General features: G+C 67.1%; 22 protein-coding genes and 1 pseudogene. 18 read left to right on the top strand and 5 right to left on the bottom strand.

What is annotated here, in order from left to right:
- The first annotated feature begins 5 nt into the window (after positions 1-5).
- From wecB to BANT918_RS15840, 10 genes and pseudogenes are all read left to right on the top strand, one after another.
- Entirely contained in the window at positions 6-1,181 is a 1,176-nt protein-coding gene (wecB, locus tag BANT918_RS15885) for a non-hydrolyzing UDP-N-acetylglucosamine 2-epimerase (protein ID WP_009882028.1), read from the top strand.
- A 295-nt stretch (positions 1,182-1,476) separates the two neighbouring features.
- Positions 1,477-2,286 (top strand): helix-turn-helix transcriptional regulator, encoded by an 810-nt coding sequence (locus BANT918_RS15880; protein ID WP_196776660.1) that lies wholly within the window; start codon positions 1,477-1,479, stop codon positions 2,284-2,286.
- A gap of 357 nt (positions 2,287-2,643) precedes the next feature.
- Positions 2,644-3,576, top strand: coding sequence for a bifunctional DNA primase/polymerase (locus tag BANT918_RS15875; protein WP_009882026.1), 933 nt, complete (start codon positions 2,644-2,646; stop codon positions 3,574-3,576).
- A 2-nt stretch (positions 3,577-3,578) separates the two neighbouring features.
- Positions 3,579-4,430, top strand: coding sequence for a DUF2637 domain-containing protein (locus BANT918_RS15870; protein WP_081748497.1), 852 nt, complete (start codon positions 3,579-3,581; stop codon positions 4,428-4,430).
- Complete coding sequence (locus BANT918_RS15865; RefSeq protein WP_009882024.1) at positions 4,427-4,933, top strand: hypothetical protein; 507 nt, start codon at positions 4,427-4,429, stop codon at positions 4,931-4,933. Before BANT918_RS15870 ends, BANT918_RS15865 begins: the two co-directional genes overlap by 4 nt.
- An 85-nt stretch (positions 4,934-5,018) precedes the next feature.
- The gene (locus BANT918_RS15860) at positions 5,019-5,882 is read left to right on the top strand and encodes a hypothetical protein (protein WP_009882023.1); all 864 of its coding nucleotides are present in this window, start codon (positions 5,019-5,021) and stop codon (positions 5,880-5,882) included.
- A complete protein-coding gene (locus tag BANT918_RS15855) occupies positions 5,882-6,901 on the top strand; it encodes a ParB N-terminal domain-containing protein (protein ID WP_009882022.1) in 1,020 nt (339 codons plus the stop codon). The genes BANT918_RS15860 and BANT918_RS15855 overlap by 1 nt, the downstream gene beginning before the upstream one ends.
- Before the next feature lie 44 nt (positions 6,902-6,945).
- A complete protein-coding gene (locus tag BANT918_RS15850; protein WP_009882021.1) occupies positions 6,946-7,680 on the top strand; it encodes a hypothetical protein in 735 nt (244 codons plus the stop codon).
- Positions 7,681-7,696: 16 nt separating this feature from the next.
- Positions 7,697-9,349 (top strand): M23 family metallopeptidase, encoded by a 1,653-nt coding sequence (locus BANT918_RS15845; protein WP_009882020.1) that lies wholly within the window; start codon positions 7,697-7,699, stop codon positions 9,347-9,349.
- A 141-nt stretch (positions 9,350-9,490) separates the two neighbouring features.
- Positions 9,491-10,817 (top strand): annotated as a pseudogene (locus BANT918_RS15840) (IS1380 family transposase).
- 329 nt (positions 10,818-11,146) lie between these two features.
- On the opposite strand, the gene BANT918_RS15835 reads toward BANT918_RS15840, so the two are convergent.
- The 4 genes from BANT918_RS15835 to BANT918_RS15820 form a co-directional block, all read right to left on the bottom strand.
- A complete protein-coding gene (locus BANT918_RS15835) occupies positions 11,147-11,764 on the bottom strand; it encodes a cysteine hydrolase family protein (RefSeq protein ID WP_009882017.1) in 618 nt (205 codons plus the stop codon).
- 55 nt (positions 11,765-11,819) lie between these two features.
- On the bottom strand, positions 11,820-12,626 hold the full coding sequence (locus BANT918_RS15830; RefSeq protein ID WP_009882016.1) for a thioesterase family protein: 807 nt from the start codon (positions 12,624-12,626) through the stop codon (positions 11,820-11,822).
- 71 nt (positions 12,627-12,697) lie between these two features.
- Positions 12,698-13,180, bottom strand: coding sequence for a winged helix-turn-helix transcriptional regulator (locus BANT918_RS15825; protein WP_009882015.1), 483 nt, complete (start codon positions 13,178-13,180; stop codon positions 12,698-12,700).
- Positions 13,164-13,622 (bottom strand): lipocalin-like domain-containing protein, encoded by a 459-nt coding sequence (locus BANT918_RS15820; RefSeq protein WP_009882014.1) that lies wholly within the window; start codon positions 13,620-13,622, stop codon positions 13,164-13,166. Before BANT918_RS15820 ends, BANT918_RS15825 begins: the two co-directional genes overlap by 17 nt.
- A gap of 291 nt (positions 13,623-13,913) precedes the next feature.
- Here BANT918_RS15820 and BANT918_RS15815 point away from each other — a divergent pair, with 291 nt between their 5' ends.
- From BANT918_RS15815 to BANT918_RS15790, 6 genes are all read left to right on the top strand, one after another.
- Entirely contained in the window at positions 13,914-14,180 is a 267-nt protein-coding gene (locus BANT918_RS15815) for a DUF6112 family protein (RefSeq protein WP_025388076.1), read from the top strand.
- Positions 14,181-14,312: 132 nt separating this feature from the next.
- A complete protein-coding gene (locus BANT918_RS15810; RefSeq protein ID WP_009882012.1) occupies positions 14,313-14,582 on the top strand; it encodes a DUF6112 family protein in 270 nt (89 codons plus the stop codon).
- A gap of 1 nt (position 14,583) precedes the next feature.
- Positions 14,584-16,074: a hypothetical protein gene (locus BANT918_RS15805; RefSeq protein WP_009882011.1), complete on the top strand. Its 1,491-nt coding sequence runs from the start codon at positions 14,584-14,586 to the stop codon at positions 16,072-16,074.
- A gap of 6 nt (positions 16,075-16,080) precedes the next feature.
- Positions 16,081-17,547: a PrgI family protein gene (locus tag BANT918_RS15800; RefSeq protein WP_009882010.1), complete on the top strand. Its 1,467-nt coding sequence runs from the start codon at positions 16,081-16,083 to the stop codon at positions 17,545-17,547.
- 79 nt (positions 17,548-17,626) lie between these two features.
- The gene (locus BANT918_RS15795) at positions 17,627-18,481 is read left to right on the top strand and encodes a hypothetical protein (RefSeq protein ID WP_009882009.1); all 855 of its coding nucleotides are present in this window, start codon (positions 17,627-17,629) and stop codon (positions 18,479-18,481) included.
- The gene (locus BANT918_RS15790; protein WP_009882008.1) at positions 18,478-19,962 is read left to right on the top strand and encodes an ATP-binding protein; all 1,485 of its coding nucleotides are present in this window, start codon (positions 18,478-18,480) and stop codon (positions 19,960-19,962) included. Before BANT918_RS15795 ends, BANT918_RS15790 begins: the two co-directional genes overlap by 4 nt.
- 109 nt (positions 19,963-20,071) lie before the next feature.
- Here BANT918_RS15790 and BANT918_RS15785 read toward each other — a convergent pair whose 3' ends face one another.
- Entirely contained in the window at positions 20,072-20,773 is a 702-nt protein-coding gene (locus BANT918_RS15785; RefSeq protein ID WP_009882007.1) for a helix-turn-helix domain-containing protein, read from the bottom strand.
- A 95-nt stretch (positions 20,774-20,868) separates the two neighbouring features.
- Here BANT918_RS15785 and BANT918_RS15780 point away from each other — a divergent pair, with 95 nt between their 5' ends.
- Together BANT918_RS15780 and BANT918_RS15775 are read left to right on the top strand one after the other, a co-directional pair.
- On the top strand, positions 20,869-21,747 hold the full coding sequence (locus tag BANT918_RS15780; RefSeq protein ID WP_009882006.1) for a ThiF family adenylyltransferase: 879 nt from the start codon (positions 20,869-20,871) through the stop codon (positions 21,745-21,747).
- Positions 21,744-22,301 (top strand): formyltransferase family protein, encoded by a 558-nt coding sequence (locus tag BANT918_RS15775; protein ID WP_196776662.1) that lies wholly within the window; start codon positions 21,744-21,746, stop codon positions 22,299-22,301. Before BANT918_RS15780 ends, BANT918_RS15775 begins: the two co-directional genes overlap by 4 nt.
- The last annotated feature ends 89 nt before the right edge of the window (positions 22,302-22,390 follow it).

Raw genomic sequence — 22,390 nt, 5'->3', positions numbered from 1 at the left:
CAGACATGAAGACCATCGGCATCATCCTCGGCACCCGGCCTGAGGCCGTGAAGTTCGCCCCGCTCATCCACGCACTGCGCGAGGATTCCCGCTTCCACCTGCGAGTCATCTCCACCGGCCAGCACCGGGAGATGCTCACGCACACGCTCGGCGAGTTCGGGATCACCCCCGATGTGAACTTCGACATCATGGAACCCGGCCAGTCCCTGACCGATGTCACTCACCGTGCCCTGGCCCGCTTCTCAGCGACTTCGGCGCTTGACGGGCTCGACGTGGCGCTCGTCCATGGCGACACCGCCACCACCCTCGCCGGAGCCCTGGCCGCGTTCCAGGCCGAGGTGCCCATCGTGCACGTCGAGGCAGGCCTGCGCAGCGGCGTGGCGACCTCGCCCTTCCCGGAGGAGGGCAACCGCAAGCTCGTCGCGCAGATGGCCGCGCTGCACCTGGCACCGACCCACGGGAACTTCGCCAACCTCATCCGCGAAGGCGTGCCGGAGAAGAACATCGTGATCACCGGCAACACTGTCGTCGACGCCCTCCACTGGGGCATGGAGAACGTTACCGGGTACGGCGACCCGCTGCTGGATGACCTCGACGATGATCCGCGCCGCGTCATCGTCGCCTCCGCCCATCACCGCGTCAGCCACGGGGCACCCATGCAGGAGATCGCGGACGCCCTGGCCGACATCGCCAACCGGCACGACGTGCGCATCGTCATCCCGGTCCACCCCAACCCCGCCGTCCGGAACGTGATCGTGCCCGCACTGGAGGGCAGGGACAACATCGACCTGGTCGAGCCCCTGCCGTACCTAGCGTTCTGCAAGCTGCTGCAGCGCAGCGACATCATCGTCTCCGACAGCTCCGGCGCCGAGGAAGAAGGACCCGCTCTGGGCATCCCCACTCTGGTCCTGCGTGACGTCACCGAACGTCACGAGTCCCTCGCCACGGGCGCCGCTCGACTGGTCAGCCGCTCCCGCCCCCAGATCATCGCTGAAGTCGAACGGCTCCTCAACGATGAGGAGGCGTACTCGTCCATGGCCAACGCGATCTACCCCTACGGGGACGGACAGGCCACGGCCCGCTCGATCGAAGCCATCGCGGACTTCCTGGAAGTGCCGAAGGCCCGAAAGGACGCAATGGCTCACCGTTCCACACTGCGACGCCCTGTGCTGACGGCGTAAGACACCCTGCGTGAGTCGAGGTGCGGGGTGATGGGGGCTAACGACCGACATCACCCCGCGCCTCGCACTCTTTGCCCAATTCCAGGGTGCAAGTATCTGAAGAATCCTCAGCCTTTTGCATTAAGCGCGTCTGCGACGGAACGCTACCCCATCAAGGGAAAGTGGTCTGACGAGGAAGATGCCGAAGCCCATTAGTGCAGGTGAAGGATTTGAGTTCTCCCCAATCCTGGCGAGGACGAGGGCGTGCCATCGCCCTATCGCGCCGGTCGCGTACGACTGCATCAGGCTCATCATCGTGCGCGATGGTTCCGCGTTCATGTATAGCGAGTTCGGCGAGCGCGCTGTGAACGTCGGTGATGTTGTGCTCTTGGGGACGAACGTGCTGTGCGGCATTGATCCCGACCCGCAGATCACGGCCAGCACGATCTACATTGATCCCGAGTACGCGTTGGATCAGCTGTACTGGCAGTACGCCAGCGTCATTCAGAATCGGCTCGATGCGAAGGAGTTCGCCGACACGGTCTACACCGATCCCACACAGATACTGCGTCTCGGCGAAGACCGTGTCGGTTTGCTCATGCCCTGGGTTGACGAGCTCGTGAGACTGAGCATGGATCCGCACGGATTCAACCGTCGTGCTCCAAGGATGCAAGCGCTGTGGTTCTTGGTGCTGGACATCATCGCGCCGTTTGTGCGCTTCTCGCCGGTCCGGACCTCGCCGCTTCAACGAGCGAGTACACGCCCCACTGAACCCCGCCATCGGAAGTATTGCCCGCTGCGGGCTGAAGCCCGGCAGGCCGCAGAGATGATGAAAGATCAGCTCGACCGGCAGTGGAAGCTTGCGGACCTCGCTGCCGCGACTCACCTATCGCCCTCGCGATTCAGCGAAGTCTTCACCGATGCGTTCGGCAAGACCCCGCACGCGTGCTTGACCATGCTGCGCATCGAGAAAATGGCACGGCTCCTCAGGGACACGGATGCCCCGATCGATCAGATCCTCCGGCAGGTGGGCTGGAGCAGCCGGGGTCACGCCGCTCGAGTGTTCCGTCACGCTATCGGCATGAGTCCTAGCCGCTATCGCGCCATGCGACATGCAGACCCATAGATGACACTTCTGGTTCCGATCTTCCGATCTCTGATCCTGATTTACGGGTCATCCCTAAGGTCCAGCTCCGGCTCGACTAACTTCCCGCTATCCCGGTGTATACGTCAGGTGCGAGTCGCGCCCTGGCGGCCACCCTACTCACCGATCGTGAGTGCTGGCCGTCTCGACACGCCGGACCCTCTCCGCGCACCTGCCGGACGTAGAGCCTGCTCCACACCCCGAAGCCGGCTCTCGACGAGGAGACCTGGTGATGAGACACGCACGGCACAACCGACACGAACCACGACCTGATCACACAGCACGCGATCACGACAGGACCGCACCTGCCACAGGCACCGCCCGAGGGGCGTGGTCGTGATGGCCGAACACGGTGCCGTCTCCTCGGTCCTCCTCCGCCTCGATGACTCCTGGCCCTTAGGCGCAGCCGCACGCGAGTTCGCCCGGGCTGGAGTACCCGTCTTCCCCTGCGCGCCGAACGGCAAGCGCCCCCTGACCCACGGCGGGTTCCACGATGCCACGACAGATTTCAGCCAGGTCCAGGCGTGGTGGGACCAGATCCCCAACGCCAACATCGGCCTGCCGACCGGCCATCCCAGTGGTGTGGTCGTCGTCGATGTCGACCTGCACGAGAAGGTCAACGGCTACGACGCGATCAACCGCGCCCACGACGCCGGGAAGCTCGGGCACTGGGAAGTCGTCACCCGCACCCCCTCCGGCGGCGCCCACCTGATCTACCCGGCCACACCGGCGACGCAGCAGCGGTCGTGGCAGGCGGCCCGGGCTGGTGTGGATTTCCGCGGTGACGGCGGCTACATCATCGTCCCGCCCTCACACCGCCACATCGACGGCCAGCAACACCACTACCGGCTGGACCAAGTCAACAACGGCCCGGCCACCGCCGTGGATGCCCAGGGCTTGCGGGACTTCCTCGATCCCCGCCCTGCCGTGCCTGCACCCGAGTCACGCGGGACTCGGCGGACGCCGAATATCGCCGCGCTCGCTGACCGGGTGGCCAGCCTGCGCGAGGGCGAACGGAACCTGGGCTTGTTCAAGGCCGCGTGCCGGCTGGCGGAGAACGGCATGCCTGCCGGTGAGGCTCTCGACGTCCTCGGTGCCGCCGCCGGTCAGGCGGGGCTGGGCCAGCGGGAGATCTCCCGGACGGTGCAGTCGGCCTACCACAACGTCCACGGCAGCGGAGCACGGCAACGCACCACCGTCGGCGACCAGCAGCGCTCGTTCTCCCCGGCGAGTACGGGGCCGTCGCGTCCGCCGGTGTATCGGGTGATGTGATCATGGGCAGCTCGGAACGGTGGGGATGGTCGGTGATCACGGCCGCATGCGGGACGATCGGGATCGCTCTGGGCGCGTTCTGGCTCTCGTTCACCGCTCTGGCGGATCTGGCGCGACGCTCAGGGATCGCCAGCTCGCAGGCGTGGGTGTGGCCGCTGCTCGTCGATGGGCTCATCGTCGTCGCCACGATCGCTGTGGTGGCTCTCGATGGGCGGGCTGGGGCCTGGTATCCGTGGGGGCTGCTCATCGCTGGGGCTCTGGTCTCGGTGGCGGCGAACGCGATGCACGCTGTGGTGGCCGCGGAGGCAGCCGTGCCGGGATTGCTGGCGTCGGTGATCGCTTCGGTACCGCCGCTGGTGCTGCTGGCATCCACGCATCTGACTGTGGTCCTCATCCGCTCCGCCCACCACCATCGCTCATCCGCTGTAGACGGGCTGGAGAAGGCCGAGCGCACCGATGCCGTCGACCCCGAGCTCGCAACGGTGCCGGACCGGACAGACGGCGACGGTGACGAGTTGCCGCTGACGTCCTCGACCGTGGCGGACCTGCCCCGGTCGGCTCTGCCCTCACCGACCCCGCTGGAACCGACCGCCGAGTCTTCGCCTACACCGACCGAGGCCGTATCCGACGACGGTCCCACGCAGCTTCCTGCCCCATCGCGCACGAGCGAATCGGCGGGGTCGGGACGGAAGCCGGAGGCGGCGCGGCTGTGGGAGGCCGGGTGGTCGAACAAGGCCATCGCCGCGCGCCTGGACGTTCATCCCTCGACCATCGGCCGCTGGCGCACCCGCCAGACCGCCACTACCGCCTCGTCCGAACCCGGGGAGGCCGCAGAGAAGGAGAGCACATCATGAGTTCCGATCCCGCCCAGGACGCGCAGAACTGGGACACCAGCTTCACCCCGCCCGATCCCGAACCATGGAATGCGCTGAACACCGCACCCGCTCCGGACCCTGCCGGAGAGCAGAACCCTTGGTGGGACGCCCCTGAACCCGAGGCCGAGCCCGATCACGACGCCGCGAGGATCACCGGCCGTGAGGGCACGGGGGCTCCGGATGCGATCGAGCACGAGAAGACCGCGCAGCGCCGCGCGAGCCTGCACCAGCGCCTCCAGGCCCCGCAGGGCCGCGGCGTCGACTGGGTCAGGCCCACCGACCTGGTCGCCCGGTCCTCCGCCGCGATGGCAGGACGCGGGATCGCCCTGCAGGAACACCTCGCCCGCAAGGTCGACCGCGGCCTGGTCACCGCCGGGAAGAGCGCCGGCGCGTTTGCCGCGAAGAAGCTGCCACCGCTGAAGGCCTTCGGCCACGGCCATATCCGCGAACCGGCCACCCGCTCGGCCATCGCACGGAACTAGGCGGTGACCTCACATGAGCCCACGCCACGACCCGATGCGACCCCCACGAAAGCGACGTGCACCTGACGTACAGGAGGAAATACCGATGATGACGACCTTGTCCGAACCCGAAGACTTCACGACCAGCGAGGGCCTGCGCGCCCTGCTCGTCCGCCTGCATGAGGCCGGACCCGCCGCCTGGCGCTTGGACCCCGTGGCCGCAGATCTGATGGAACACGCCGCGGCCAAGTACACGCCGTTGGCGCGCAAGCACGGCCTCGACCCCTGGGAGGCCGCCAGTGCGGCGTTCGATGTCATGCGCACCCGCTCGGCGCGCACCGCGAAGGACCCGTGGGGTGTGATCACCCACGCGGTGCGGATCACCTGCATCGCCGAAGAACGCGCCCAAGGACTGCTGTGCTCAGTCCATCAAGCTCGCCGCCCGCACGTGTCCGCCTTCCACGATCCCGAACGGATCTCCGACCGTGAGAACCCCCTGACGGACTACCACGAGGCCTTCCACATCACCGACCCCGACCCGACCGAGGACCCCGCCGATCACGACGAGGACGACCAGCGGCGCGAGTACGACACCTTCACCACCGCCACCCGCCTGGTCGAAGACGCCATCGCCTTCGTGACCATGATGAAATGGCCGCCGGCGCTGGCTCGGGCCGCGGTCGAGCACGTCTGCCAGGAACTGGCCCGCGCCGGGACCCGGCGTACCGCCTACGAGGCGCTGCGCCGAGACAAGCACGCCCAAGCGCTGCTGGATATCGAAGCCGACTCCTGGTCGATTCTGCTCAAAGCGCTGCTGGGGCACCCGCACCCGGCCTATGCCGCGACCAGCACCGGTCGCGGAATCCTGCACCGGCTGCTCATCGGCGAGACCCTGCGGGCACTGCTGCGCGATGAAGACCTCGTGCTCACCCTCTCCCTGGCCGCCCCGCGCCGTGGAGGGTATCGCTGATGGGACAGGCACAGGGACACATCCAACTCCAGCGGGCCGTTGCCTCGATCATGATCGGGCACCGGCACCGCACCGACCTCGGCGACATCGACGCCCTGGCCGCGTCCATCGCCCAGCTCGGACTGCTGCAGCCGCCGACGATCACCACCGACGGGACCCTGGTCTGTGGCGCTCGCCGGTTGGCGGCCGTGAAGCAGCTGGGCTGGCGGACGGTGGACGTGTGGGTCCGCTCGAGCATCTCGGACCGGCTCGGGCACCTGCTGGCCGAACAGGATGAGAACACCCAGCACAAGGACCTCACCCCCGTCGAGGCCGCCGCACTGTACGGGGAGCTCAAGACGCTCATGGCCGAAGACGCCAGCCGACGTGAGTCCGCAACGCAGTTCAGTTCCGAACATCAGCCCCGGTGGAACGGGTCCGCAAAATTTGCGGACCCGTTGGGGACTCCCCGAGGTGAAGCACGCGCACAGGCCGCAGGGATGATCCCCGGCGGTGCTTCCCACACCACGCTGGACAAGATCGCCTACCTGCATCAGCTCGCCACCGACCCCGAGACCCCACCGGCGCTGCGAGAGCAGATCACCGCGGAGCTGGAGGCGATCAACGACGGCGGCCCCGTCCATCCCGCCTACGAGCGCATCCGCGGCCTGCAGCAGCGCGAGGCGGTGCCGGCGCGCGGCACGGATCTGCAGAGCATGGCCGACGACGCGATCGCGCGCGCTCACCGGAGCAAGGACGCCCCGGATCAGCCCGCCGGAGACCCGCCCGAGACCAGTCATGAGGAACCGGTGGCGAAGATCATCCGCTGGCCCCTGCGCGCGTTCAACGCCACCTGGACCGAGCTGGAGAACTGGTGGATCCACTACAACGCCGAGGCGCTCGCCGCTGAGCTGAGCGAGGAACAGATCGAGAGCTTCCTCGCCACCGCGGAGGGAACCAGCCAGTTCGCCCGGGACCTGCGCGCTGCCCGCGACGCCCACGACGAGGGCGCGCGACGAGGGCATCTGCGCGCCCTCTGACCCCGCCCCGCCCGACCGGCGACGGTCGGAGTGCACCTGGGGGTATGACGAGAACTGAAGGCTCCCCGCGGCTGCGCCGCCGCCACATCGCCCTGGCCATCGCCACGATCATCCTGCTCATCTTCACCGGGGTCGGGGTCTACGGCATCATCATCGGCCCCGCCAACCCGGAGCACACCGCACCACAGCCTGACCCTCCAGGCACCGAGACTCCAGCACCGTCCCCGGCTCCGGCGGAGGTCGAGATCCCCGGCATCGCCCCCTCGACCGACCCGGAGGACTTCGCCCGCAGTGCCGCCGAGGCACTGTTCACCTGGGACACCACCAGCGGGTTGATGCCCCTGGACTACACCGCCACCGTGCTGGAGGTCGCCGACCCCAGCGGCGTCGAGCAAGCCGGACTGGCCTCGGACATCGCCGGCTACCTCCCGACCCGGGAGGCCTGGGTCGAGCTGCGCAAGCATTCCACCCGCCAGCATCTGAGCATCGACCGGGCCTACGTCCCCGAGCAGTGGGACGAGGCCCTGGCCCAGGCCCAGCCGGGACAACTGCCCGAGGGCGCGACCGCGATCACCATCGAAGGCACCCGGCACCGCGACGGCACATGGAACGACGCCCCCGCCACCTCCGAGCACCCGGTCACCTTCACCCTCTTCCTCACCTGCCCGAAGGCCACCAGCACCCCGGAGAGCACCGCCACGGTGGCGCCCTCCACGGAGGGGCAAGAGGACTCCTGTTTCCTCATGCGGCTCTCGGCGCTGGATACGCCCCTGCGCTGAGACGAAAGGCCGTGCGATGAAGAAAGCCGTGGCCGCTCTGGCCGTCCTGGTTCTGCTGGGCCCGATGTTCGCCCTGGTCGGCGTCGGCCTGATCATGAACCCCGCCGCCTCCGCCCAATGCGTAGCCCCCGGGGAGAACGGTGATGTTGGCGATGTTGGTGATGTCCCCGATGAGCTCACCGCCGAGACCGCCAACGGCGAGACGATCACGCTGGGCAAGAAGCAGCTCGAGCACGCGGCCACGATCATCCAGACCGGCTCGAAGACCGAGGGCGTCACCCGCGACGGGGTCCAGATCGCCCTGATGGCGGCACTGACCGAATCCGTGCTCAAGCAGCTGTCGAACACCAGCTCCTACCCCGAATCCGGCGACATGCCCAACGACGGCAATGGCTCCGACAACGACTCTCTGGGGCTGTTCCAGATGCGCCCGCAATCCGGGTGGGGATCGGTCGAAGAGCTGATGGATCCCGACTACCAGGCTGAAGCGTTCTACGGCGGGCCGGACGGTCCCAACGGCGGTTCCCCGCGGGGCCTGCTGGATATCGACGGGTGGGAGGAGATGAGCAAGGGCGAAGCCGCCCAAGCCGTCGAAGTCAGCGCCTACCCCGACCGCTACGCCAACTACGAGCCGGTCGCCGAGGCCATCCTCACCAAGCTGTCGACCTCAGAGGACGGCAGCGGCGACGGGGAAGAAGATGATCAGCCGGCCGCGGAGACCTCCCGCGTGGTCTTCCCCCTCCCGGAGGACACCTGGGTCGCGACCTCCCCGTTCGGCCCGCGCACGCACCCGATCACCGGCGAAGAGACCCTGCACACCGGCAGTGACTTCGCCGCCGAGGACGGTACCGAGATCCTCGCCGCCGCTGATGGCACTGTGGCTGAGGCCCAGTACACCGACTCCGGCGGCGGGATCGTCGTCATCGACCACCAGGTCGACGGGCAGCGACTGGCCACGGCCTATATCCACATGTGGGAAGACGGCATCCACGTCCAGGTCGGCGATGAGATCACGGCGGGGCAGCACATCGCCGACGTCGGAAGTTCCGGCCAGTCCACCGGAGCCCATCTGCACTTCGAAGTCCGCGAAGGCGGACCAGACGGCGACTACACCGACCCCGCCGCTTGGCTTAACGATCACGACGCGGCAGACCTCCCCGAGGCCGAAGGCGGCAACCCAGAACCCGGCGAGGACGGCTGCGAGACCGACGACGGTGGCGGGACAGGCGAAGACCCCAGCGACTTCGACGGGGATGATCCCAGCCAGATGGTCGACGATCCCACCAGCGACGGGCAGATCACCGCGCGCATGCTCCACGTCCACGACGAGGCGCTGAAGGCCTACCCCGACACCTCCTGGGCCTGTTATTCCCCCAGACCCGGGCAGAAGTCCGAGCACCCGTTGGGCCGGGCCTGCGATGTCACGTTCGGCAACCCGATCGGGCAGATGCCGACGCCGGATCAGCTCGAGGCGGGCTGGGACTTCACGCACTGGATGCAAGACCATGCCGAGGACCTGGGCGTGGAGTATCTGATCTGGCAGGGCAAGATCTGGTCGGTCGGCAGCGACAAGGACGGGTGGCGCGACTACGACGGTGGGGGCATGCACAGTCCCGAGGACATCACAGGCGGACACTACGACCACGTCCACATCACGGTGAAAGAATAATCTCGGAAGTTGCATCTAAACCTGGATCCACCGATCGAGTAGTGGTTTTGATGGCGCGTTAAACACGAGAATGCCCCTGTGATCAGGGAAAATGGAACTTGCGACAGTTCACTTTCCAATTGATCAAGGAGCATCTCGCAGGTGCAACTCTCTCATACTTCGGCGGCCACGTCAGTGTCCTTCGATGACCCGAATCTCGTGTCGGCAGCCGGCCTGGTGCCGGCCGTCAAGCTCGCCGCAGATGCCGGCCTACACGCGCTGGCCGACCAGCACCTGAGCGTGCCCACGGACAAGGGCGCCAACGCCGGGGCGAAGGTGGCCTCCCTGGTGGCCGGGATGGTCGCCGGCGCCGACTCGATCGACGACATGGCCCTGCTGCGCCACGGCGGCACCGGAAAGGTCTTCACCGGCCGGTACGCACCCTCGACGCTGGGCTCGTTCCTGCGTAAGTTCGCCTTCGGCCACGTGCGCCAGCTCGACGCGGTCGCCTCCCGGGTGCTGACCGGGTTGAGCGCCCAGGCTCCGCTGCTGGTCCGTGAGCCCGGCCAGTACGTGTACGTCGACGTCGATGACACCATCGTCCAGGTCCACGGCCACGCCAAGCAGGGCTCCAGCTACGGCTACTCGGGGGTCCGCGGGCTCAACGCGCAGCTGGCCACCGTCAACACCACCGGCTCGGCTGATCGGCGACGCACTGGCCACCACCGGCCGCCTCGCCGGCATGGCCGGGGCAAGGACCCTGATGAGGGCCGACTCGGCCTACTACGGCCACGCCGCCGTGCAGGCCGCGATCGCCGGCGGGGCCGAGGTGTCCGTCACCGTCAGGATGGACCCGGCCGTGAAGAAGGCCATCGCCGCCATCGACGACAGTGCCTGGCAGACCATCAAGTACACCGACGCGGTCTACGACGAGGACACCGGCACCTGGATCTCGAGCGCCGAGGTCGCCGAGATCGACTACACCGCCTTCACCTCGAAGAGAAAGGGCCAACGCGTGCCCGGCCGCCTGGTGGTGCGCCGCATTCCCGAGCTCAACCCGAAGGACCTCGACCAGCCGACCCTGTTCGACACCCACCGGTTCCACGCCTTCTTCACCACCAGCGACCTGGACACCGTCACCGCGGACAAGACCCACCGCGCCCATGCCGTGATCGAGCAGGTCAACGCCGATCTGAAGGACAGCGCGCTGGCCCACCTGCCCTCCGGGGAGTTCAATGCCAACGCCGCCTGGCTGGTGCTGGCCGTCCTCGCGTTCAACCTCACCCGGGCCGCGGCCACGATCGCCGGGGCCGGGCTGGCCAAGGCGACCACCGGCACCATCCGGCGCAAACTCATCAGCGTCCCGGCCCGGACCGCGACCTCCGCCCGCCGGATCACCCTGCACCTGCCGCAGGATTGGCCGTGGGAGACCGCCTGGACGAACCTATTCACCGCCATCAACGGACCACCACAGCAAGCTGCAGCCTGACCGACCAGCCGGCGAACGGCGCGACTTGAGGACCATCAGTGGAACGCTCCGGGCAGCGAGGCCCGGCGATCATTCCTGCCCGGAGGCTGCGACCTCAGCTGAAATCGGACCCGACACCTACTCCAGCGTTCATCGGTGGATCGAGGCTAAAGCACGATTCATGCACTTGATACATGGCGGAATCGCGCCGATCTGCGGCAACACGTTAGGTCCGGGCCTACCCTGCGACGCACTCCTGACCTGGCCTTTCGTGCGGCGGATCGCATCTAATGCACGAATCGTGCATCTAATGTATCGCCGCACACGGACGCCGTCACTAAGTGCTGGTCCTATCCCAGCGCGTGGATTACCTCAGCAGTCGTGAGCACTTCGTGCGCGTAGGTCGGCCCGTCAATGTTGAGCGCGGCGTGCAGCGCCTCTTCGGACCTGGCCGCAGTCGCGTCACGGACCAAGGTCGTATGGAAGCCCAGTTCCATCCCGATCCTGGCCGTGGCCTCCAAGCACGTATTCGCCAGTAGTCCCACGCAGATGATCTTCTCCTTGCCGAACCGCTTGAGCTTGTGCTCCAGGTCGGTGTTCGGGAAGCCGCTGGAGGCCCAGTGTTCGGTGGCCACGACATCGCCGTCCTGGACCTGGAAGTCGTCGTGGAACGTCCCGCCCCAGGTGTCCTTGGCGAACGCCTGCCGCTCGGCAGCACCGAGCTGATAGGGCGAGGGGTACTTCCAGTCCTGGTAGTCGCCGGGCTCCCACCGGTGGTGCGGTACGTGGTAGACGGTGATGCCCTTCTCCCGGGCGGCTGCCACTAGCGTGCGCAGGTTCTCGTGCATGTCGTTGGCCTCGGCGATGTCCTTGACCCAGGGGTAGAGCTTGCCGCCCTCGGTCAGGAAGTCGTTGTACAGGTCCACGCACAGCAGTGCGGTGATCTCGGGCTCGTAGGCCGTGGTCATGATGTCCTCCTCGTAATGAGTGGTGCCGGTATCGCGGTGATGCGCGTCGGTCGGGTCAGCGGGCGGCGACGAGCAGGGGTTGGCTCACGACTCCGAGGTATCCGTCCTGATCGTAGAGGTCCCCGTCGGTCACACCGCGGCCATCTGCGGAGATGATCGTGCGCGCGGTGATGTTGACCCACTCGGTGCCGGGCTGTCTGCCGAGGGTGAGTGTCATGGTCGGCGGGATGAACGCCCACTCGGTCTGGGAGAGCTCGGCGGAGAGCCCGTTGGCGGAGTCCGCGACGATCGCCAGCCGTTGGACGGGGCTGGTCTCCTCGCCGGCGACGAGCGGGATGCGGGGCCTGGCCCAGACGTTGGCCGGGCCCGTCTCCTGGTAGGAGCCTGCGACGAAGCGCCACTCGATGGCCCGCCCGTACCCCCAGTCCGGATCCACGCCGGGGAAGTAGACCTGCTCCTGCTCCTCCGGCAGCGCCGGGGCTTCCACTGTGTGTGCTTGCTCGGTTGTTGCGCCGGGGGTGGCGCGGAGGCGCCAGGCGGTCGCGGTGACCGCGAGCTTCTCGTTTGCCCACAGCTTGGCCTCGACCAGCTCGATCCGTTTGCCCGGCCGCAGGATCTGCGCTTCGGTGCGAATACGCCCCTGCGGGATCGGGCCGAGCATGTCGATCGAGATCCGCCCGATCGGCATCCCCGCATCCGGGCGCACCCGCTCGACCGCGCGAGCCAGCAACGCCGCCGGCGGTCCGCCGTGCTGCATCGACTCGTCCCAGGGGCTCATTGTGGCCGCGGTGGAGTCGAACTCGTTCTCGGCGAGTGGCAGGTAGAATGCTGCGGGCAATGAGGCGGTATCGGGTGCGGGCATCGGGTGTCCTTTCCTGGTGCTTCTTCGGACCACCGCGGGCGCGGTGGCCGGGAGCGGAAGTGTTCCGGGGGCTATCCGGCCAGGGGTACCGGTGTGCGGTCGGTGCTCGACGGGCGAATCCATGCCGTGGTCGCCACGGTGAGCTGACTTCCGCAGGCGCTGCACCTCTCACCCATGGTGCTGTGGGTACCGCAGGCGCGGCAGACGATCTCGATCTCCCGGTCGGCATCGCCGGTGGCGTGCTTGCCGGCCCACAGCGAGAAGGCGTGCAGGATCGGCAGCGCGTCCTTCGCGGCCTCGGTGGGCTGGTACTCGTAACGGGTGCGGCGCCCATCGTGGTAGGGATGCCGGGTGACGAGCCCGGCTTCGGTCATGGACTTCAACCGTGCTGCGAGTGTGTTGTCCGCGATACCGAGTCTTTCGCGTAGGGCGTCGAACCGTGTCTGTCCGTTCACCAGTTCGCGCAGGATCAGCAGCACCCAGGGGTCACCGACGGCTTGGACGCCGCGGGCGATCGAGCAGGCATCGTGCGACCAGTCAGAGCGCAGAGGCACGATGCCACCTCAGCGTTCCGGTGCGGGCCTGGCCGTCCTGCTGGATGGGTTCCAGCAGGTCCAGGCTCAACGTGTCGTTCTGGATCGTGGCCCGGCGGGGCACGTCGCTGCCCTCCCAGTTCGGGAACAGGCTCGCGACCGGGTGATGGGTGATCACGTCTACGTCCACGCTGTAAGTGCCGGTATAGGCGAGGTAGCCGGCCGCGGCAGCGGCGCGTTCAGCGTCCGTGCCGCCGTGCAGGGCCCCGTCCGCATACGCCGGGCGGCCAGCGGCGCCAATCTGCACCGACATGTACCCGTCAGCGGTGTACATGATCATCCCGGTCGCGTGCTCCCCGAGCGGGTAGGCCACGTCGCTACCGTCGATGTCCTTCGTCTCGTAGGAGCCGAACGTCCACACGCCGACGACGGCGTCCTTCACTGATTCTTCACTGGCTTGCATAAAGCAAGCCTACATCCGATGGCACGCGACGGCCAACCCACCTGGACGGCATGAGGACCCAAGCGAGCAGGCCATTCGGGCACTTCGATCATCCGACCCTGCCGGTAAAGGTCCGAAGTTACATCAGATGCATTCGTCTCTTGATCGCACCGTGAACCCTCGACCCACCAGGTCAGTCGCATTCGATGCCCGGTTTCACGTGCGTGGGCTTCCACCGAGGTAATGCTCCGTGCCCGACGTTGACGCGAATCGGCGGCTGGCGCCCCACCCGGTGCCTGTGCACCTGGGGGCATGGATGTTTTTCCCGATTTCGAGGGCATGAGCGGCATCGGTGATCTCATGGAGGTCGCCGGTGCCTTGCTCATGGCCGCGCTGATCATCGCCGTGCTCATGGTCCTCGTCTCCGCGATCATCTGGGCGATCGCTGCGAGCACCGGCAACTACAGCCTCGCCGCCAAAGGCCGCATCGGCGTGCTCGTCTCCCTCGGCGGCGCGATCCTCGCTGGAGCGGCCACCGGATGGCTGAACTGGCTGGTCAACCTCGGCGAACAGCTCTGATCCCCGCCCCACTCCACGAACGACCCGAGCGCCCATCCAGATACCGGATGGGCGCTTCTTCATGCCACGACAACGCCCGTGCACCTTGCCGCAGACAAGCACCCAACGACTCTGCATGAAGGAGCGTCTGTCGTGATCAACATTGACCCCAATGACTCCGGACTCCCCGGCATCGAACAGCTGCGCGAGATCGTCGGCGCCGTGATGACCGTGGCGCTGATCCTGTCCGTGCTCGCCCTGATTATCTCCGCGATTGTCTGGGCGTACGGCTCCAACTCGAGCAACCCGAACCTCGCGGGCAGGGGCAAAATCGGTGTCCTCATCAGCTGTGCCGCAGCCGTCCTGTCGGGGGCCGCAGTCACCCTGGTGAACTTCTTCTGGGACGTCGGGCAGGGCATCTGAGATGGGCTTCTGCGACGTACCTGTCCTCTCCTCGGTCTGCGACACCGCAGGGGAAGCCGCGGCCAGCCTCGTATCAGCACCATTCGAGTGGCTGGCCGCGGGCATGGGCGCGGCCGCGGAATGGATGTTCGAGTCCGTCTGGAAGATCTTCGACACCACGACCCTGGTCGATGTCACCAGCGGCGAATACGTCGAGGTCTTCAACTTGATCTTCGGCATCGCGATCTTCGTGATGCTGATCTTCTTCTGCCTGCAACTGATCACCGGGATGATCCGCCGAGAACCCGGCGCGCTCTCCCGCGCAGCCTTCGGACTGGCCAAGAGCGTACTCGGATCCTTCGTCGTGCTCACCCTGACCGCCCTACTGCTCGAGATCGTCGATCAGCTGTGCATCGGCATCATCCAAGCCGCCGGCGAGACCACCGAGTCGATGGGCGCGAAGATCACCGGCCTGGTCGCCGCGCTGGCCACCCTGAACATCACCGCGCCGGGAGTCGGCGCGATCATCTCGATCTTCCTCGGCGGCCTCGCGATCTCCGCGGCCGCGATCGTGTGGCTGAGCCTGCTCATCCGCAAAGCACTGCTGCTGGTCGCCGTGGTCCTGGCCCCGTTCGCGTTCGCCGGGGCCTCCTGGGATGCCAGTCGCGGCTGGATCGGCAAATGGTCGATGTTCGTCCTCGCGTTGATCTTCAGCAAGCTCGTCCTGGTCATCATCCTGCTCGTGGCCGTCACCCAGGTCTCAGCACCGATCGAGGCGGATCTGGCCTCGGTCGCCGATCCTCTCGCCGGAATCGTGCTCATGGCGCTCGCCGGGTTCGCGCCCTATCTCACCTACAGATTCCTGTCTTTCATCGGCTTCGACCTCTACAACTCGATGGGCTCCGAGCAGGAAGCGAAATCGGCACTGAACCGGCCGATGCCGACACCGGGCAAGCCGCAGGGCAACAGCCCGAACAAGGTCCTCGACGGAAAGTCCGACAAAGGCGGCGACGGCGGAGGCGGGGGGAAGAAGTCCGGCAACAGCTCGAGCCAGGCCGCCACTCTTGGTCCCGGCGGTGGCACCGGTGGCTCCGGTGCCTCCAGTGCAAGTGCGGGGTCGGCGGGTGCTGGTTCGGCCGGAAGTGCTGGAGCCGGCAGCGCGGGCGCTGGAGCGGGCGCGGGTGCCGGGGCCGGCGCAGCTGCGGCCGGGCCGGCCGCAGCGGTCGTGGCTGGTGCCGCGGTCGCGAAGAAGGCCGCCACCGCCGGCCCCGAAGCAGGCCAAGCCCTGGCCGGACAGGCAGAGACGGCAACCGAGGGCGCCGAGAAGCCCTCCCAGGACACCACGACCTCGACACCGGCCCCGGTCGATACCCCGGCCCCGAACGCCGCCCCGGCGTCCTCGCCGGTGCCGAAGTCGCCGCCGGACACGTCCTCACCGAAACCGTCCGCGCCCAAGCAGGGCCCGAATCGGCAGGGTCCGAAGCCCTCAGGCCCGACGAGTGGGAAGGAGTAGTCCCTCATGTCCACGGAAACCTCCACGGAGTCCGGGACCGCCCTGGTCCCGGCGAAGTTCAGCCGCCTGACCCGTCGGGGCATCCTGCTCGGGCTCTCGGCCTCCCAGCTGGTCACCCTCGGCATCGCCGGGGTGAGCCTGGTCGGCTCCTTCTACGGCGGCGGCGGGGCGCTGTTCCTGCTCACATCACCGATCTGGATCCTCGGTGCGGCGATGACCTGGATCCCCATCAGCGGTCGCCCCGCGGTGGAGTGGGTGCCGATCGCCGGCTGGTGGGTGTGGCGGGCCAGCATGGGCCAGCTGATCTACCGGCGCCGGATCGTCATGCCCCGCCCGGCAGGCACCCTTGCCCTGCCCGGTGATGCCGCCCGACTGCGGGAGTATTCCGATCCCGAGACCGGGGCCGGCATGATCCACGACCCCACGGCCGCGACGCTGACGGTGATGATCGAACTCTCTCATCCGGCGTTCGTGTTACTGGACCCGGTCGAGCAGAACCGCCGCGTCGAATCCTGGGGTCGTGTGCTGGCCACGATCTGCCGCTCGGGCCGGATCAGTCAGCTCCAAGTCTTGGAGCGCACCCTGCCCGACTCCGGGCAGGGCCTGGCCGAATGGTGGTCCGCCCACGGCAGCGACGACGGCTCGTGGGCGGCGACGACCTACGCCGAGCTCATCGACCGGGCAGGCCCTGCCGGGGAGAGGCATGCGACCACGCTGAGTCTGAGCCTGGACATGAAGCACGCCGCCCGCCAGATCCGCACCGCCGGCGGCGGCCTGCGCGGGGCGGCGAACATCCTCCGCCAGGACATGTCCACCCTCGCCTCAGCGCTACGGGCAGCCGACCTGTCCTTCACCGACTGGCTGAGCACCGGCCAGATCGCGGTGATCCTGCGCTCGGCCTACGACCCGGCCATCGCTGCGACCCTGGAACGCCACGGCGAGATCGGCCAGGACCTGGCCACCGCCGGCCCGGTCGCTGTGACTGAACGGTGGGGGCACCTGCGCACCGACTCCGCGTTCCACGCGGTGCTGTGGATCAGCGAGTGGCCCCGGGCGATGGTCCACCCCGGGTTCCTCTCACCTGTGCTGCTCTCGACCGGTATCCAGCGGGCGTTCTCGTTGATCTGCACCCCGCTGCGCACCGATCAGGCCGCGAGAGATATCCGCAAGAAGAAGGTCGAGTACATCTCCGACCGGACCCAGCGCGCCCGGATCGGGCAGATCGAAGACGCCGGGCACAGCGCCGAATTCCAGGACGTGCTCCAGCAAGAGGCCGATCTGACCGCCGGCCACGGCGTCGTGCGCTACACGGGCCTGATCTCCGTCTCGGCCGAAACCCTCGATGACCTCGACCGAGACCTGGCCGCACTCGAACAAGCTGCGATCCAGGCCTCCTGTGAGACCCGCCGCCTGGTCGGACAACAGGCCCGCGCCTTCACCGCCGCGGCCCTGCCCCTGTGCCGTCGGGTCTGACCCTTCGCGTGCACCTCCGTGCTATCTCCGCTCCCGCCCTGCAGCCGGAGCGTCCACCTTCGACTCAGGAGAGCTGATCATGCCGACCTACTCCGATCCCGCCCGTGATGCCGCCGAGACCGCCGAGGCCACACGCGGTCTGGCCCACGCCATCCACGCCATCTCCCGTCCCGAGACGATGCCCGGCATCGTTGGGGACCTGCTGGCCACCACCCGGCGCCTGCGCGAAACCCTCGAGGTCCTGGCGCAGACGCACGTGTACTACATCGACCGGGCCAGCACCGATGCCGGGGACTTCAAGACCGGTGAGGCCCATGCCTTCGCCGCCGCCGACGCGCTCGATGAGGCTGTCACCCTCATCGATGACGTCGAAGCTCGCCTGGACCGGGCCGGCACCCACGCCCACCTCATCGCCTGGCAGCCGTCCCCGGAACCGGACCCGCAGTGGCTAAACGTCGTCTTCCTCCAAGGCCAGGACGCCGATGAGGTCATCGAGATCATCGACGACGAAGGCGAAGACGCCGCGATCGATCACCTGCAGGCCTTCGACGCCGGTGCCGAGACCACCGACGCCGCTCTGACCAACGGCTACGTCTACACCACCCCGCCGATACGGGCCTTGGACCACACCGCCTCCGGTGAGGGCTACATGATGGTCTACAACCGCGACCTCGGCCACGTCGGCCTCTACCGGACCTTCACCCCGGACCCGGACGACGCCCTCGACACACCCGCCGCCCCCGCAGTGCCGGACCACAGTCATGTGCCGGGCTTCCCGCGCCCGGTGATCAAGCCGGCCCCGCGCCAGGCACCTGCCGGGCAGAGCCCTGCTCCACCGTCTTCTGGGGCGACGCAGTCGTCGCGCCGGGACAGCTCATGGTTCGAACACCCCGGTGTCGCCGCGGTCAAGGACAGCCGAGGGCTGGGACGATGAGCCGGGACGACGACGAGCGACTGCACACCTCCGTGCTGGTCGCCCCTGCCTCTGAACGGCGCCGCTCCCGCAAGGCTCGCCGGGCCGCGGCCACCGCGATCCAGGCCAAGCAGAACCGCCAGCACATGGCCGCAGCGAAGGCACGCGCCGAGGCCGAACGCGCCGAACGCCGTGCCCGGGCGTACCTGCCGGCCTCCGGGGAGCCGGGGCCGGCAGCGCTGCGCACCCCGGGCCGGTTCCGGTTGCCGCGGCATCAGGACACCACCGCCAGCCTGGCCGCGGCCTATCCCTTCTTGGCCGAAGGGGGCCTGGGCAGTGAAGGCGTGTTCATCGGTCAGGACCTCTACTCGGGGGCCAGCTTTGTCTATGACCCGTGGGTGCTCTACGCCCGCGGCGTGATCACCGCCCCGAACGTCGTGGTCGCCGGCATCGTCGGCTCGGGCAAGTCGGCCCTGGCCAAGAGCCTCTACACCAGAAGTCTGCCGTTCGGACGGCGCGTGTACGTGCCCGGTGATCCCAAGGGTGAGCACACCCGGGTCGCCCAAGCCGTGGGCGGGCGCGCCATCGCGCTGGGCCACGGGCTGCCGAGTCGGCTCAATCCCCTTGATGAGGGCTACCGGCCCAGCGGCATGACCGATGCCGAGTGGTCCTCCACGGTCGCCTCCCGCCGCCGAGACCTGATCGGAGCACTGACGGAGACCGTGCTGACCCGGCCGCTGACGCCGCTGGAGCACACCGCGATCGACACGGCCCTGGCCGCGACGGTGCGGGAGAACGACACGCCGATCTTGCCGATGGTCGTCGAGCACATCCTCAACCCTTCCGACGATGCCGACGGACGTTTGACCGAAGACGGCAGGATCGCCGGCCATGCCCTGCGTCGGCTCGTGGTCGGGGATCTCGCGGGACTTTTCGACGGTCCCTCGACCGAGATGTTCGACCCTACGCTGCCGATGATCAGCCTGGACCTGTCCCGGGTGACGGAGAACAACACGCTGATGAGCGTGCTCATGACCTGCTCGTCGGCCTGGATGGAGGCGGCCCTGTTGGACCCGCGCGGCGGTCAGCGGTGGTGCGTCTATGACGAGGCGTGGCGGATGATGAGCCACCCCCCGCTGCTGCGGCGGATGGACTCGCACTGGCGGCTGGCCCGCCATTACGGGATCGCCAACCTCATGCTCTTTCACCGGATCTCGGACCTGGAAGCCGTCGGCGATCAAGGATCGGCGATGCGTTCGATCGCGGCCTCCCTGCTGGCCAACGCCGAGACCCGCGTGATCTACCGGCAGGAAGCCGACCAGCTCGGCTCCACCGCCAAGGCCCTGGGCCTGACCGGCACCGAAGAGTCCTTATTGCCGACCCTGAGTGTTGGGCAGGGGCTGTGGAAGATCGCCTCGAGATCCTTTGTCACGCAACACCAACTCCACCCCGCCGAGATGGATCTGTGGGATACCAGCGCTCGCGCGGCCGGGAAAGTCTGAAAGCACCGTCCTGGTCCACAAGCTTCGCCGACGCTTTGGTTTCCACAGGCAGTCGACACCTTTGGACCGTCGCGATCGAGACTAAATAGTAGTTGTTATGCTCTGGGCCTCAGGATGCGACAGCGGTCAGCAGCCGAATACCAGAGTCCGCAAGTGCTGTCGTGCCTGCATCGGTTAAACGCACCGCTCGGGTGGCACCGAGACGTTCAATCCATCCCTTGTCGAAGAATACCGAGCACAGTTCTTTTCCGAGCGGTCCGGCCAGGTGGAAACGTCTCTCGGTTGAGTCCATGCATGGAGTGGCAGTCACCGACTGCGCGTGCGGAAGCCCCCACGCGGCCAGCAGCTCACGACCGGCGGCGGTGGGCTCCCACATTTCGTTCAGGCAGTCTCTATCGTGAAGCTGTTCTGCGAGTGCGACACCGAGGCGACCCGCGAGGTGCTTATAGCACGTGCGTCCAGCCCGGGCGCGGTCGGTGGCGGAGGAGGCCCGAAGACTGTGGGCGGTGTCGAACTTCGACTGCGCAACGATACCAAGACTCTCAATGACGCGGGCGATGTCGCTACCAGCAAGGCGGACGTAACGATGCCGGCCTTGGCGGATGTCGAGGACGAGCCCCCGCTCGGTGAGAAGGTCCACGTGTTCCGAGGCGGTCGAACGCGCGAGGCCACAGTAGTTCGCCAGCTCGCCGACCGTCCATGCACGCCCATCCATCAGAGCGGAGCACATCGCTGCGCGTGAAGCGTCGGCCAGCGCGGCGGCGGTCCGGGAGATATCCGGAAGAGCCTCGGGAAACGTGCGCGTGTCCATCCCTCCAGTATGAGCCCCTGTCTGTTCGGCAACCACCGAACAGTTCCTGGACAAGACTCAATGCCATCGCATCTGTCGTATTCAGAGGAGGAATGATGAGTACGGGACGTCCGCAGTACCGTGGCACCTACGACGACGACTTCTACTGGGAGAGGGTCAATCGCAACCTCGGCTGGCTCGGCGACACCACCGAGGAGCAGCGCGCCAGGCAGGAAAGACTCCGCGACTCTGTGATCGGGGTCGTTGGCACCGGAGGCATCGGTGGCGCAGTTGCCGCCCGTTTGGTGCGCATGGGAGCACTAAATCTGAAGCTGGCCGATCCCGACCATTTCGATCTCACGAACGTGCAGCGGCAGTACGGTGCCGGACGCGACACGATTGGTCGGAACAAGGCCGAAGTGGTCGCTGAGCAGGTTTACGACCTCACAGGCGATGTCAACATCGATGTGTTTCCTGAAGGTATCACTCCGGACTCGGCCGAGGAATTCATGGACGGGTGCGACTATGTCATGGACCAGATGGAATTCTTCCAGATCAAGAACCGGTATGCCCTGCATCGAGCGTTCCGCGCCTCGGATCGGTGCAAGTTCATGTTCAAGATCCCGACAGTGGCTCATTCGACGATCATCTTCACCTATACGAAAGACTCGATGCCGATCGAAGAGGTCTATGACCTTCCCGAGGACGCCGAATTCACGCCGGAGGTCACACGGCGGCTGATGGAACGGATCATGCCCGAGTACCAGGACTTCCCGTCGGAGAAGACCCTGGACGAATGGTTTGTGAAGAACCAGACCATGCCGATTTTCGGAGCCTGCCCCCCGTTGGCCGAAGGTGTCCTTGTCGAACGCTTGGCCCAAGAGATCATGGACCTGCCCGGCCGGGTGCCGCTTCCCGTGCAGCCTGGGTACGCCCTCTTCGACACCCTGACGTGGCGGGCGAAGCTGGTGGAGAAGGCGTGGTGGGCACAGTGAACACACGATTCGTCCTCATCACCGAGACCAACTCACTGTTCGGCTATGAGTTTCTGCACCGTCTCCTCGCTGACGAGCGAAGCAACCTGGCAGCGGTCGTCACACGGGCGCCCGGCGTTCTCTGCGACTACTACCTCGACGATGACGTGCAGGTCGATGTCGCTACCGAGGCTCGCCAGAACGGCGTCGACGTGTATCAGCCCGAGAACCCCAATGCTTCCGAAATCGTGGAGGCGATGCGCGCGCTGGCTCCGGACTACATCATCGTGGCGAACTACCAACTGCAGGTCGGACGCGAGCTGAGGGACGTGCCCGCTGTGGACATCCTCAATTTCCATCCGAGCCCGCTGCCACGCTATGCAGGACTGGCCCCTTATTACTGGATGGCTCAGAACCACGAGGCCCAGGGAGGAGTCTCGGCAATCCGCATGAGCGCGGGCCTCGACGACGGGCCTCTCATCGCTCAGCAGCTGCTGAGCCTGCGCGGGGACGAGACGCCTGATGAAGTCCGTGCCTCCCTCTCTGTCAGGCTGGTTGTGAGTCACTCAGTCTGACACTGAGAGGAACACTAACCATGACCATCACTACTGGATACAGCGTGGCAGAGATCCGGTCTTTCCTGGTTCAGTACGACCAGATCCCC

The organism is Brevibacterium antiquum CNRZ 918 (genome assembly GCF_900169145.1).
Lineage (GTDB): Bacteria > Actinomycetota > Actinomycetes > Actinomycetales > Brevibacteriaceae > Brevibacterium > Brevibacterium koreense.
Note: the sequence above shows the minus strand (reverse complement) of the source record. Positions and strands in the feature narration are given on the sequence as shown.

Bases quoted from the DNA above. Each gene is read 5' to 3' on its own strand.
- wecB (WP_009882028.1), top strand. From the start codon at position 6: ATGAAGACCATCGGCATCATCCTCGGCACCCGGCCTGAGGCCGTGAAG.
- BANT918_RS15870 (WP_081748497.1), top strand. From the start codon at position 3,579: ATGGGCAGCTCGGAACGGTGGGGATGGTCGGTGATCACGGCCGCATGC.
- BANT918_RS15795 (WP_009882009.1), top strand. From the start codon at position 17,627: ATGCCGACCTACTCCGATCCCGCCCGTGATGCCGCCGAGACCGCCGAG.
- BANT918_RS15785 (WP_009882007.1), bottom strand. From the start codon at position 20,773: ATGGACACGCGCACGTTTCCCGAGGCTCTTCCGGATATCTCCCGGACC.
- BANT918_RS15815 (WP_025388076.1), top strand. From the start codon at position 13,914: ATGGATGTTTTTCCCGATTTCGAGGGCATGAGCGGCATCGGTGATCTC.
- BANT918_RS15830 (WP_009882016.1), bottom strand. From the start codon at position 12,626: ATGCCCGCACCCGATACCGCCTCATTGCCCGCAGCATTCTACCTGCCA.
- BANT918_RS15875 (WP_009882026.1), top strand. From the start codon at position 2,644: ATGGCCGAACACGGTGCCGTCTCCTCGGTCCTCCTCCGCCTCGATGAC.
- BANT918_RS15780 (WP_009882006.1), top strand. From the start codon at position 20,869: ATGAGTACGGGACGTCCGCAGTACCGTGGCACCTACGACGACGACTTC.
- BANT918_RS15865 (WP_009882024.1), top strand. From the start codon at position 4,427: ATGAGTTCCGATCCCGCCCAGGACGCGCAGAACTGGGACACCAGCTTC.
- BANT918_RS15850 (WP_009882021.1), top strand. From the start codon at position 6,946: ATGACGAGAACTGAAGGCTCCCCGCGGCTGCGCCGCCGCCACATCGCC.
- BANT918_RS15805 (WP_009882011.1), top strand. From the start codon at position 14,584: ATGGGCTTCTGCGACGTACCTGTCCTCTCCTCGGTCTGCGACACCGCA.
- BANT918_RS15860 (WP_009882023.1), top strand. From the start codon at position 5,019: ATGATGACGACCTTGTCCGAACCCGAAGACTTCACGACCAGCGAGGGC.
- BANT918_RS15845 (WP_009882020.1), top strand. From the start codon at position 7,697: ATGAAGAAAGCCGTGGCCGCTCTGGCCGTCCTGGTTCTGCTGGGCCCG.
- BANT918_RS15820 (WP_009882014.1), bottom strand. From the start codon at position 13,622: ATGCAAGCCAGTGAAGAATCAGTGAAGGACGCCGTCGTCGGCGTGTGG.
- BANT918_RS15855 (WP_009882022.1), top strand. From the start codon at position 5,882: ATGGGACAGGCACAGGGACACATCCAACTCCAGCGGGCCGTTGCCTCG.
- BANT918_RS15790 (WP_009882008.1), top strand. From the start codon at position 18,478: ATGAGCCGGGACGACGACGAGCGACTGCACACCTCCGTGCTGGTCGCC.
- BANT918_RS15800 (WP_009882010.1), top strand. From the start codon at position 16,081: ATGTCCACGGAAACCTCCACGGAGTCCGGGACCGCCCTGGTCCCGGCG.
- BANT918_RS15835 (WP_009882017.1), bottom strand. From the start codon at position 11,764: ATGACCACGGCCTACGAGCCCGAGATCACCGCACTGCTGTGCGTGGAC.